The organism is Pseudomonas sp. 1 R 17 (assembly GCF_900067035.1).
Taxonomy (GTDB): domain Bacteria; phylum Pseudomonadota; class Gammaproteobacteria; order Pseudomonadales; family Pseudomonadaceae; genus Aquipseudomonas; species Aquipseudomonas marginalis.
Map to the genome: position 1 here is coordinate 32,192 of NZ_FKLB01000037.1, position 12,001 is coordinate 44,192.

13 protein-coding genes are annotated in these 12,001 nt (G+C 61.0%); 1 reads left to right on the forward strand and 12 read right to left on the reverse strand.

Annotated features, from left to right (window positions below; all coding sequences use genetic code 11):
• Position 1: 1 nt before the first annotated feature.
• From BFP99_RS11990 to BFP99_RS12000, 3 genes are all read right to left on the reverse strand, one after another.
• Complete coding sequence (locus BFP99_RS11990; protein ID WP_065926424.1) at positions 2 to 1,615, reverse strand: NAD(P)/FAD-dependent oxidoreductase; 1,614 nt, start codon at positions 1,613 to 1,615, stop codon at positions 2 to 4.
• Between the two features lie 106 nt (positions 1,616 to 1,721).
• Positions 1,722 to 2,393: a COG3650 family protein gene (locus BFP99_RS11995; protein WP_065926423.1), complete on the reverse strand. Its 672-nt coding sequence runs from the start codon at positions 2,391 to 2,393 to the stop codon at positions 1,722 to 1,724.
• A gap of 96 nt (positions 2,394 to 2,489) precedes the next feature.
• Positions 2,490 to 3,089, reverse strand: a complete 600-nt coding sequence (locus BFP99_RS12000; protein ID WP_065947320.1) for a short chain dehydrogenase — start codon at positions 3,087 to 3,089, stop codon at positions 2,490 to 2,492.
• 218 nt (positions 3,090 to 3,307) lie between these two features.
• Here BFP99_RS12000 and BFP99_RS12005 point away from each other — a divergent pair, with 218 nt between their 5' ends.
• The gene (locus BFP99_RS12005) at positions 3,308 to 4,216 is read left to right on the forward strand and encodes a LysR family transcriptional regulator (RefSeq protein WP_065947321.1); all 909 of its coding nucleotides are present in this window, start codon (positions 3,308 to 3,310) and stop codon (positions 4,214 to 4,216) included.
• Here BFP99_RS12005 and BFP99_RS12010 read toward each other — a convergent pair.
• From BFP99_RS12010 to BFP99_RS12050, 9 genes are all read right to left on the reverse strand, one after another.
• Entirely contained in the window at positions 4,213 to 4,698 is a 486-nt protein-coding gene (locus BFP99_RS12010; protein WP_065947322.1) for a DoxX family protein, read from the reverse strand. The two genes, BFP99_RS12005 and BFP99_RS12010, sit on opposite strands and share 4 nt — an antisense overlap.
• Positions 4,695 to 5,471, reverse strand: coding sequence for an HvfC/BufC N-terminal domain-containing protein (locus tag BFP99_RS12015; protein ID WP_065947323.1), 777 nt, complete (start codon positions 5,469 to 5,471; stop codon positions 4,695 to 4,697). The genes BFP99_RS12010 and BFP99_RS12015 overlap by 4 nt, the downstream gene beginning before the upstream one ends.
• Positions 5,468 to 6,346, reverse strand: coding sequence for an MNIO family bufferin maturase (locus BFP99_RS12020; protein WP_065947324.1), 879 nt, complete (start codon positions 6,344 to 6,346; stop codon positions 5,468 to 5,470). The genes BFP99_RS12015 and BFP99_RS12020 overlap by 4 nt, the downstream gene beginning before the upstream one ends.
• A 22-nt stretch (positions 6,347 to 6,368) precedes the next feature.
• A complete protein-coding gene (locus BFP99_RS12025) occupies positions 6,369 to 6,665 on the reverse strand; it encodes a BufA1 family periplasmic bufferin-type metallophore (protein ID WP_027604425.1) in 297 nt (98 codons plus the stop codon).
• 175 nt (positions 6,666 to 6,840) lie between these two features.
• Entirely contained in the window at positions 6,841 to 7,542 is a 702-nt protein-coding gene (locus BFP99_RS12030; RefSeq protein ID WP_017844798.1) for an ABC transporter ATP-binding protein, read from the reverse strand.
• 1 nt (position 7,543) lies between these two features.
• Positions 7,544 to 8,311: a high-affinity branched-chain amino acid ABC transporter ATP-binding protein LivG gene (gene livG, locus BFP99_RS12035; protein WP_027604424.1), complete on the reverse strand. Its 768-nt coding sequence runs from the start codon at positions 8,309 to 8,311 to the stop codon at positions 7,544 to 7,546.
• A complete protein-coding gene (locus tag BFP99_RS12040) occupies positions 8,308 to 9,561 on the reverse strand; it encodes a high-affinity branched-chain amino acid ABC transporter permease LivM (protein ID WP_027604423.1) in 1,254 nt (417 codons plus the stop codon). The genes livG and BFP99_RS12040 overlap by 4 nt, the downstream gene beginning before the upstream one ends.
• Positions 9,558 to 10,481 carry a high-affinity branched-chain amino acid ABC transporter permease LivH gene (livH, locus tag BFP99_RS12045; protein ID WP_003172375.1) on the reverse strand — a complete coding sequence of 308 codons (924 nt, stop codon included), beginning with the start codon at positions 10,479 to 10,481 and terminating at the stop codon, positions 9,558 to 9,560. The genes BFP99_RS12040 and livH overlap by 4 nt, the downstream gene beginning before the upstream one ends.
• Before the next feature lie 229 nt (positions 10,482 to 10,710).
• Positions 10,711 to 11,838, reverse strand: a complete 1,128-nt coding sequence (locus tag BFP99_RS12050; RefSeq protein ID WP_027604422.1) for a branched-chain amino acid ABC transporter substrate-binding protein — start codon at positions 11,836 to 11,838, stop codon at positions 10,711 to 10,713.
• Between the last annotated feature and the right edge of the window lie 163 nt (positions 11,839 to 12,001).

The following is a 12,001-nucleotide window of genomic DNA, read 5'->3' on the forward strand; positions in this document are numbered from 1 at the left end:
CTCAGGCCTCGATGCCGAGCATATCCCGCGCCAACGCCTCGGCAATCCGAATCCCGTCGACACCGGCCGACAGAATCCCACCCGCATACCCAGCGCCTTCACCGGCCGGGAACAGGCCTTTCACGTTCAGGCTCTGCATCGATTCGTCACGGGTAATCCGCAGCGGCGACGAGGTGCGCGTCTCGATACCGGTCAACACGGCATCGTGCAGCGAATAGCCCTTGATCTGCTTCTCGAACGCCGGCAGTGCTTCGCGGATCGCTTCGATGGCGAAGTCCGGCAAGGCCAGGGCCAGGTCACCCAGGGCCACCCCTGGCTTGTAGGACGGTTCCACACTGCCGATCGCCGTGGACGGCTTGCCAGCGATAAAGTCGCCGACCAACTGTGCCGGAGCCTCGTAGTTGCTGCCGCCGAGGATGTAGGCGTGGGACTCCAGGCGCTCCTGCAACTCGATACCCGCCAGCGGGCCGCCTGGGTAATCCACTTCCGGCGTGATGCCGACGACGATGCCGGAGTTGGCATTGCGCTCGTTACGCGAGTACTGGCTCATGCCGTTGGTCACCACACGGTTCGGCTCGGAGGTCGCTGCCACCACGGTGCCACCCGGGCACATGCAGAAGCTGTAGACCGAACGGCCGTTCTTGGCGTGGTGCACCAGCTTGTAGTCGGCGGCGCCCAGCTTCGGGTGCCCGGCATATTTGCCCAGGCGCGCGGCGTCGATCAGCGATTGCGGGTGTTCGATCCGGAACCCCACCGAGAACGGTTTGGCTTCCATGTAGACGCCACGGCCGTGGAGCATGCGGAAGGTGTCGCGGGCGCTGTGGCCGAGGGCCAGGATCACATGCCTGGAGAGGATCTGCTCACCACCGTCGATGACCACGCCATTCAACTGGCCGTCTTCGATCAGCACGTCGGTCACCCGTTGCTCGAAACGCACTTCACCGCCCAGGGCGATGATCTGCTCGCGCATGTTTTCCACCACGCCGGTCAGGCGGAAGGTACCGATGTGGGGTTTGCTGACGTAGAGGATTTCTTCCGGCGCGCCGGCCTTGACGAACTCGTGCAGGACTTTGCGGCCGTGGAATTTCGGGTCCTTGATCTGACTGTAGAGCTTGCCGTCGGAGAAGGTCCCGGCGCCGCCTTCACCGAACTGCACGTTGGACTCGGGGTTGAGCACGCTTTTGCGCCACAGGCCCCAGGTGTCCTTGGTGCGCTGGCGTACTTCCTTACCGCGTTCGAGGATGATCGGCTTGAAGCCCATCTGCGCCAGCAACAGTCCGGCGAAGATACCGCACGGGCCAAAACCGACGACCACAGGCCGTTCGACCAAGCCTTCCGGGGCCTGGCCCACGACCTTGTAGCTGACGTCCGGCGCGGGGTTGACGTTGCGGTCATCGGCGAACTTGAGCAGCAGGGCAGCCTCACCCTTCACATTGAGGTCGATGGTGTAGATGAAGCACAGCTCCGACGACTTCTTGCGCGCGTCGTAGCTGCGTTTGAACAGGGTGAAATCGAGCAGGTCATCACTGGCGATGCCCAGGCGCTGCACAATGGCAGGCCGCAGGTCTTCTTCGGGATGGTCGATGGGCAGCTTGAGTTCGGTGATTCGTAACATGACGGGATCCGGTAGGCGGCGGACAAAGAGGCCGGCTGTTTTGCAAACCGGCGATTATAAGCCTCAATGGCGGTTTTCCGTCAGGTTAAAACAGCGCAGCGCTGAATCAGTCGTCCCGGGAACCACCAAACGCCGCGCAACCGCGCTGTACCTGGCCGTTGACGCGCAACTCCGCCGTCATGTGTTGCAGGCTGCCGCTGACGCTGTCGATGCAGCGCTGCGGCGCGACCCACAGTTCGATGTGCTGGTTGTTGGCTTCGGTCATCAGGTTGAAGCGGCCGTCGCCGATCTGCTCTTCGACATAAGGCACTGCCAGTGGCGGCTGGCCTTCACGCTCGAGCACCATGCCCTTGGCGGTGACGTTCATGGCCCAGGCTGGCTTGTGGCCGTTGGCCCGCAGGGTCATGCGCTTGAAGTCCGGGTCGGTGCAGGCAGAGGTCGAGCGCTCTACGCGATAGAGTTGTTGCAGGTCGACGCTGCCCTGGGTGCCGCTGGCGACGCCCGAGAACTTGCCACGCAAATCGGCAAACAATGCCCCTTGCTGGCCGGCCAGGGACGCCGCTTCCTGCAGGATGCTGGTGCCACTGGTGTCGTTGACGACATAGTTGCGTTTATCGTCGCACGGCTGGAACAGCAGCTTGCTACCTACCGCCGTGAGTTCGCCCTGCATGCGGGTCAACCCGGCGGTAGACGGCTTGGTCGGCTCGTTTTCGAACATCTGGCAAGCGGCGAACACAGGAAGCAAGGCAAACAGGGCGAGGGTACGGGCGGCACGCATGATCGGGTCTCCAGACAAGTGCCGCCACGTTACGCAGGCTGGCGTTGCATCACAACCCCGCAGCCCTGCTTCAGGCAATTCTTACAATGGTTACATTCAGCCAACAATAAATGTCTGGCCGGTCTGTAAGCCTTCCACGCTTTTTGCATAGGCCAATCCCACATCGGCCCCCGGAACCGGTTTATAGCCACGGAAGTACGGTGCGTAGCTGCCCATGGCCTCCACCAGCACGGTCGGGCTCACGGAGTTGATGCGTAGCCCCCGTGGCAATTCGATTGCCGCGGCTTTGATGAACGCGTCGAGTGCGCCATTGACCAGCGCAGCCGAAGCGCCAGTACGGATCGGGTCACGGTTGAGAATGCCACTGGTGAAGGTGAACGACGCGCCGTCGTTGGCATACTCGCGGCCGATCAACAGTAGGTTGACCTGGCCCATCAGCTTGTCACGCAGGCCCAGTTCAAAGTCGCTTTCGCCCATATCCCCCAGCGCCACGAAATTCACGTTGCCTGCAGTGCAGACAAGTGCATCGAATTTGCCGGTCTGCTCGAACAGGTTGCGGATCGAGGTGCTGTCGCTGATATCCACCTGGAAGTCGCCGCTGCTGCGGCCAATGCTGATCACTTCGTGACGCTGGGCCAGTTCGGCCTTGACTGCCGAGCCGACGGTGCCACTGGCGCCAATCAATAGGATTTTCATGGTGCTGTTCCTCTGGGTTTCTCAGGAACTGTAGGAGCGGGCTTGCCCGCGAAAAACGCAAAAGCGCCGCTGTGTACCAGGCTGAGCGCGTTATCGTTGACGATTTTCGCGAGCAAGCTCGCTCCTACAGTAGGGGGGTAGGCATCAAGTCTAGGGTGGCTTTTCAGACGGATAAACGTGCTAATAGGCAACCTTTGGTTTTCAAATGGAAACAGTCCATGAGCGAGATGGATGACCTGGCGGCCTTTGCCGTACTGATTGAAGCCGGCAGTTTTACCGTGGCGGCCGAGCAACTGGGTTGCAGCAAGGGCCAGCTGTCCAAGCGCATCAGCCATTTGGAGGCACAGTTCAGCGTGGTCTTGCTGCACCGCACCACACGCAGGCTCAGCCTGACCGCCGCCGGTGCGGCGCTGTTGCCCCAGGCGCAAGCGCTGGTGGTGCAGGTGGATCGCGCCCGACAGGCATTGGCGCGTCTCAAGGACGATTTGGCCGGGCCTGTGCGTATGACGGTTCCGGTTTCATTAGGGGAAACCTTCTTCGATGGTTTGTTGCTGGAGTTTTCCAAGCAGTATCCACAGGTGCAGATCGAGCTGGAGCTCAACAACAGCTACCGAGACCTGGCGCGAGACGGCTTTGACCTGGGGGTGCGCTCGGGGGCGATTGAAAACGAGCGTCTGGTGGCCAGGCCGCTGCTGGCCTGGCACGAGATGACCTGTGCCAGTCCCGCTTACCTGGAGCAACATGGCGAGCCACTGACCCCTGGGGATCTTGCGGCGCACACCTGTTTACTCAACAGCCACTACAGCGGTCGCGAGGAATGGCTGTATCACCAGCAGCACGAGTTGTTGCGGGTGAGGGTGAGCGGCACTTTTGCCTCCAACCATTACAACTTGCTGAAGAAGGCTGCCCTGGTCGGTGCCGGTATCGCCCGCTTGCCGTCCTACGTGCTGCCGACGGAATTGGCTGACGGCCGATTGTGTTGGCTCCTGCGTGATTACCAGACGCGGAGTATGCCGATGTACCTGGTCCATCCTTATCAAGGCGGCCTGCCGAGACGTACCCAAGTATTGGCCGACTACCTGGTGGACTGGTTCAAGCGCAGCGGCGAGGCACTGGATCGGCTTTAACGGTAGCGGCGCGCAATCAGGTGGTCGATGGACAGGCTGCCCGGGCCTTTGGCGACCAACAGCAACAGCAGCGCCATCCAGGTGCCGTGGGTGGGGTAGGCGTCCGGGTACACGAACAACTGAATGACCAGGGTCATGCCGATCAAGGCCAGGGCTGAGAAGCGCGTGGCCAGGCCCACCAGGATCAGCACCGGGAAAAAGTGCTCGGCAAACGCCGCCATGTGCGCGGCGACTTCCGGCGACAGCAACGGCACGTGGTATTCACTGCGAAACAGCGGCAATGTCGAGGCGGCGAGTTTGGGGGTACCGAATTCGAACGTGCCGTTGATCAGGTCAATGGCAAGGCCTTCGACCTTGGTTTGCCCGGACTTCCAGAACACTGCCGCAATGGAGAAGCGCGCAATAAACGCGATCAGGCTGTAAGGGATTTTCTCGAAAAGCGCGATGGCCTGCTTGATCAGACACGAAGCGTAAGTGTTCATGGTGATACCTGTTGTTCTGGGAGCAGATGAGTGAGTGCGTCGTGGTTGATCAGCAGCGTGAGGCATTGGTGCAGGTCGAACTCGGCGCTGGCCTCGAGGGCATTGGCGACGGCCATTTCCAGTGCCGAGCCTTGTTTCAGGCTATTGATAAAGGCGACCGAGCCGCCGTCGATGGCGAAGACCTTGACGCTCAACCCTTGGCGCAACACCAGCGCGCCTTGGGCATGCCAGGGATCGAGAGTGACCAGGGCGCCCTCGGTCTGGTGGGCCGCCCATACCGCAACCACTGCGTAGGCGGAGTTCAATGTGCCAACGCACGGGTGCAGTTGCAGATGCAGCGCCCCCGGCTTCGTGTGGGCTTGCAGTTGCTGCAGAACGGCTTGCGGATCCACCACGGCTGTATCAGCTGCGTGATAAGCGCGAACCCGCAAGCGTTCCAACCGGGCGACATCGGCCAGGTAGGGCACGCTGGCGGCCGGTTCAAAACCTTGGATAAAGTCGGCGAATGTGCCGCCGTACTCGCTGATCAGCGGGCTGGCGGGCGGGGATGCCTGAACGAAAATGCCGGCCATGGCGCGGAAAAATTCATCGCCGACTAATTGCGCCGTTACGGGAAAAGCCGTTGCCAGCACATTGATCAACGAACTGTGAACATTGTTGCGATACACCGCAAAACGACTGGCCGGGTCGGCCCCGTTGCTGCTGAACAGGCCGTCGGGGCAAGGTTGGCCGGGCGCCAGCAAGGCGCTGGAAAAGGCGTCGTGAAGGCTCATGGGTGGACCTGCGATAAGTACCGTTCAGCCTGCTGGGCTTCTGCGCATAGCACGCTGAAGGCCGGCACTTGGTTGTCGCGCTCGATCAGGGTTGCGACCGGGCCCGTCAGCGCGAGTACGTGTTCGTACAGCAGCCACACTGCGTTATCGATGGGCGCGCCGTGGTCATCGATCAGCAGGCGATCGCCCAGGCTGTCGGTGTCTTCGGCGAAGCCGGCCAGATGAATCTCACCCACGGCGCGCAATGGTAGGGCGTGGATGTAGGCCAGAGGGTCGCGCTGGTGGTTGATGCACGACACGTAGACGTTGTTCACGTCCAGCAGCAGGCCGCAGCCGGTGCGGCGGATGATCTCGCTGATGAAGTCGGTCTCGTCCAGGGTCGAGCGCTGGAACTGCAGGTAGGTCGATGGGGTCTCCAGCAGCATCGGCCGCTTGAGGGTGCTCTGTACCTGGTCGACGTGCTCGCACACTCGACTCAAGGTGGTGGCGTCATAAGCCAGGGGCAGCAGGTCGTTGAGGAACACCGGGCCGTGGCTGGACCAGGCCAGGTGTTCCGAAAATGAGTGGGGCTGGTAGCGTTCGATCAGTGCGGCCAAGCGTCCCAGGTGCTCACGGTTGAGCGGGCCTTCGCCACCGATGGACAGGCCCACGCCATGCAACGACAGGGGGTAACGTTCGCGAATCAACCCCAGGTAGTGATGAAACGGGCCGCCGGCCACCATGTAGTTTTCGGCGTGCACTTCAAAAAAACCGATGTCGGGCGAAGTATCGAGCACTTCATTGAAGTGCTCGTGCTTCAGCCCCAGCCCGGTCCGATAGGGGAGCCCGGGCATCTGAATCGGTGAGACTGCGGGTAGGAGTGAAAGCGTCATCATCCGTACTCAGGCCAGGCAGGGGTCAGGACTTGGCGGTGAAGGCGGCTTCCTGGCCGAAGCCGGTCGGCGAGGTGGAACTTGGGGTTTGGGTGCAGGTGCCGGCCGGGACCAGTTTCCAGGCGTTGGCCTGATCCTTGGTCTTCGAGGTGCCGGCGCAGGACGTGCCGGCACCGGCGGCGCAATCGTTCTTGCCGGCTTCAGCGACGCCGAAGCATTTCTGCATGTCGTCGGCAGCGTGGGCGGTGGTGGTCAGGGCGGACAGGCTCAAGGCCGAACTCAGGGCGAGGACGAGGCTAGCGGCGGACAGTTTGGTGGTCATGGTGGATCTCCAGCAGTAGGTTGAAGAGCAGGCTTGAATGCCTGCTTGCACCACTAGAGGCGGGAGGGGGATGTTCGTTACAAGGTCAGACGAAATAATTTCAAACAATGCAAAAAAATGTGGGAGGGAACTTGCTCCCTCCCACATGAGATCCGGCTTATCCAGCAACCGTCTCTTAGCCGCCCAGGTACGCCTCACGTACCTTCGGATCGGTCAGCAGCTGCTCGCCAGTGCCTTGCATCACCACCCGGCCGTTTTCCAGCACATAGGCACGGTCAGCGATCTTCAGCGCCTGGTTGGCGTTCTGCTCCACGAGGAACACCGTTACACCGTCCTTGCGCAGTTGTTCGATGATGTCGAAGATCTGCTGGATGATGATGGGTGCCAGGCCCAGGGAGGGCTCGTCCAACAGCAACAGCTTGGGCTTGCTCATCAGCGCCCGGCCGATGGCGAGCATTTGCTGCTCGCCGCCGGACATGGTGCCGCCGCGCTGGCTGAAGCGCTCCTTGAGGCGAGGGAACAGGTGCAGCACCTTGTCCATTTGCTCCTGGTAGTCGCCCTTGTCGGTGAAGAACCCGCCCATGGCCAGGTTTTCTTCCACGGTCAGGCGCGAGAATACCCGCCGGCCTTCCGGCACCACGGCAATGCTCTTGCGCATGATGTGCGACGACTGCTGGCCCACCAGCTCTTCACCCATGTAGCGGATGCTGCCGCTGTGGGCCTGCGGCGAGCCGCACAAGGTCATCAGCAAGGTCGACTTGCCGGCGCCGTTGGCGCCGATCAGCGTGACGATCTCACCCTGGCGCACTTCGACGTTGACGCTGTGCAGGGCCTGGATCTTGCCGTAGAAAGTGGAAACGTTTTCGAATTGCAGCATTTTACGCTTCCCCCAGATAGGCTTTGATCACTTCAGGATTGTCACGGATCTGCTCCGGCGTCCCGTCCGCCAGCGGCGTGCCCTGGTTGATCACCACGATATGGTCGGAAATGCTCATGACCAGTTTCATGTCGTGTTCGATCAACAGCACCGTGGCGTTGTTTTCCTCACGCAACACGCCGATCAGCGCCTTGAGGTCTTCGGTTTCCTTGGGGTTCAGGCCGGCGGCCGGTTCGTCGAGCATCAGGATCCGCGGGCGGGTCATCATGCAGCGGGCGATTTCCAGGCGACGTTGCTGACCATAGGCCAGGGTGCCGGCAGGGCGGTTGGCGAACTCGGTGAGGTTGACCTTGTCCAGCCAGTACGCAGCGTACTCCATGGCCTCGCGCTCGCTCTTGCGGAACGCCGGGGTCTTGAACAGGCCCGCAAAGAAGTTGGTGTTCAGGTGACGATGCTGGGCGATCAGCAGGTTCTCGACCGCCGTCATGTCCTTGAACAGCCGTACGTTCTGGAAGGTGCGCACCACGCCCTTGCGGGCGATCTCGTGACCGGCCAGGCCCTGGATCGGCTGGCCGTCCAGCAGGATGCTGCCGCCACTCGGCTTGTAGAAACCGGTGAGGCAGTTGAACACCGTGGTCTTGCCGGCGCCGTTGGGGCCGATCAGCGCAACCACCTGTTTCTCTTTCACGGTCAGGGCGACGCCGTTGACCGCCAGCAAGCCGCCGAAGCGCATGCTCAAGTTTTCGACTTTCAGGATCTCGCGGCTCATTTGCGCAGCTCCATGTGTGGACGTTGCATGGGCAGCAGGCCTTGAGGTCGCCAGATCATCATCAGCACCATCATGGCGCCGAACATCAACATGCGGTATTCGCTGAACTCACGCATCATTTCCGGCAGCAGGATCATCACGATCGCCGCCAGGATCACGCCCAGCTGCGAGCCCATGCCACCCAACACCACGATGGCGAGGATGATCGCCGACTCGATGAAGGTGAACGACTCCGGGGTCACCAGGCCTTGGCGAGCGGCGAAGAAGCTGCCGGCAAAACCGGCGAACGCGGCACCCAGGGTGAAGGCGGAGAGCTTGATGATGGTCGGGTTCAGGCCCAGGGCACGGCAGGCGATTTCATCTTCGCGCAACGCTTCCCAGGCACGGCCGATCGGCATGCGCAGCAAGCGGTTGATCACGAACAGTGCCGCCAGCGCCAGCAACAGCGCCACCAGGTACAGGAACACCACTTTGCTCACCGGGTTGTAGTCGATCCCGAAGTACTCGTGGAACGTCTGCATGCCTTCGGCAGCGGTGCGGTCGAACGACAGCCCGAAGAACGTCGGCTTGGGGATGCTGCTGATGCCGTTGGGGCCACCGGTGATGTCGGTCAGGTTACGCAGGAACAGACGGATGATTTCCCCGAAGCCCAGGGTCACGATGGCCAGGTAGTCACCACGCAGGCGCAATACCGGGAAGCCCAGCAGGAAGCCGAACGTGGCCGCCGCCATGCCGGCCAGCGGCAGGCAGATCCAGAAGCTCCAGCCCAGGTAGTGCGACAGCAGCGCGTAGGTGTAGGCACCCACGGCGTAGAAGCCCACATAACCCAGGTCGAGCAGGCCGGCCAGGCCCACCACGATGTTCAGGCCCAGGCCCAGCAACACGTAGATCAGGATCAGGGTGGCAATGTCGACCGCACCGCGCGAGCCGAAGAATGGCCAGATCAACGCGGCCACGATCAGGCCGATGATGATGTAGCGCTGAGTGCGTGGCAGGGTCAGGAATTGGCTGACCTTGGGCGAGACCAGCGGGCCACGGTTGCGCTTGAACAGGGCGCCGACCTGCTGGGTGAACAGCACGCGCAGGAACATCAGCACCGAACACAGGGCGATGATGGTCAGCGTCACGGGGCCGGTGCCATGCACTTCCAGGTTGATGCCGACAATGCTCAGCTTGAGACCGAGTACCGGGAAGGCCACCGCCCACACCAGCAAGGCGCTGAAAAACGCCGATTTAAGATATCTGCTCATACTTTCTCAACCTCCGGACGGCCCAGGATGCCGGTCGGACGGAACAACAGCACCAGGACCAACAGGCCGAACGCGACGACGTCCTTGTATTGGTCGCCGAAAATATCGGCACCAAACGCTTCGGCCACCCCCAGCACCAGGCCGCCGAGCATCGCGCCCGGGATACTGCCGATGCCGCCCAATACCGCTGCGGTAAAGGCCTTGAGGCCTACCAGGAAACCGGCGTTGGGGTTGATCACGCCGTACTGCATGCTCAGCAGTACCGCCGCGACGGCTGCCAGCGCGGCACCGATCACGAAGGTCAGGGCGATGATGTTGTTGGTATTGATGCCCAACAGGTTGGCCATCTTGATGTCTTCGGCGCAGGCCCGGCAGGCGCGCCCCAGACGGGAGCGGGAGATGAACAGGGTAAGGCCCAGCATGGCCACCAGGGTGACGACGAAGACCAGGATCTGCATGTAGGAAATCAGCACTTCTTCCGCACCGCCCGGACCGAAGGAGAAGCTCCCCGGGATCAGGTTGGGGATGGATTTATCCTTGGAATCCTGGGACAGCAATACGGTGTTCTGCAGGAAAATCGACATGCCGATGGCGGAAATCAGCGGGATCAAACGGTTGCTGCCACGCAAGGGACGGTAGGCAACGCGCTCGATACTGTAGCCATAGGCACTGGTTACGACGATCGACGCCAGGAACGCGGCGGTCATCAACAGCGGCAGGGAGTGGATACCCATCATGGCCAGCCCGGCGAGGGCAATGAAAGCCACGTAGGAACCAATCATGTATACCTCGCCATGGGCGAAGTTGATCATTCCAATGATGCCGTAAACCATTGTGTAGCCAATGGCTATCAAGGCATAGGTGCTGCCAATGGTCAGCCCATTAACCAGCTGTTGGAAAAAATGATAGATCTCAGGCATTACAGCGCTCCTAAAAACCCGATACGCATTTCACTGGTGGAGTCATGTTCCGGCCCCGTGCTGTGTTCTGTGAGCACATTTGCACAAAGCGTTTGCCAGCGAACCGCTGGTGACGGTTTTAAGATTTTCAGGTGAGCCAGCGCCCGGATCGCGGGTGACAGGCCCATAAACCTCGTAAAACAAAGCCCACTGCTCTCACAGTGGGCTTGTTGGACCAGTAACGCCTGGCTTACTGAGGGGAAACTTCGGTTTTTGGTTTGCCGAAGTGCCATTCGTAGACCACGAACTTGAAGTCCTTCAGGTCGCCCTTGGCGTCGAAGCTCAGCTCGCCGGTAGGGGTCTTGAAGGTGCCCGCGTGGATGGCTTCGGCCACTTTTGCGGTGTCTTCGCTCTTGGCGGCCTTGATGCCGCCGGCGATGACTTCAATGGCCGAGTAGGCCGGGAACACGAACGGACCGGTTGGGTCCTGCTTGTTCTTGGCGAACTCTTCAACGATGGCCTTGTTGGCCGGGTCGGTATCGAAGGATTTAGGCAAGGTCACCAGCAGGCCTTCGGAAGCGCCCTGGGCGATTTGCGAAATGGAGTCGTTGCCGACACCTTCCGGACCCATGAACTTGGCGTTCAGGCCTTTTTCCTTGGCTTGGCGCAGGATCAGGCCCAGCTCCGGGTGGTAGCCGCCGTAGTAGACGAAATCGACGTTGGCTTGCTTGAGCTTCTGGATGATCGAGGAGAAGTCTTTGTCGCCGGCGTTCAGGCCTTCGAAGACGGCAACCTTGGTGCCTTTCTTCTCAAGGGTCTGTTTGACGGCGGTGGCGATACCTTCACCGTATTGCTGCTTGTCGTGCAGGACGGCAACGATTTTCGGCTTCACGTGGTCGGCGATGTAGTTGCCGGCCGCCGGGCCTTGGGCGCTGTCCAGGCCGATGGTGCGGAAGATCAGCTTGTAGCCACGGGCGGTGATTTCCGGGCTGGTGGCTGCCGGGGTAATCATGATCACGCCTTCGTCTTCATAGATGTCGGACGCAGGCTGAGTGGAGCTGGAGCAGAGGTGACCGACCACGAACTTGACGCCGTCGTTGACCACTTTGTTGGCCACGGCCACGGCTTGTTTAGGATCGCAGGCGTCGTCGTATTCCTTGGCTTCGAGCATCTTGCCGTCGACGCCGCCCTTGGCGTTGATGTCGGCGATGGCCTGCTTGGCACCCATGAATTGCATGTCGCCGTATTGCGTTACAGGACCAGTCTTTGGACCGGCGATGCCGATCTTGATGGTGTCGGCTGCGAACGAATGGCCGGCAACCCCAGCCAGGACCATAGCGGCAAACAGTTTGGAAATCTGCTTAGTAGCCTTATTCATAGTGCTCCACTCTTACTGTTGTATTTTTTATAGTTCTGGCGGCCTTGTGAGCTGCTGAACCGGATCGGATATCTCGGATATCCCCCCGGCAACCGCCTGGCAACTGTACCGGTACAGTGTAGAGCGCCGGTTGATCGCTTGAAAAGCTGGCTGCCGGGGGCAA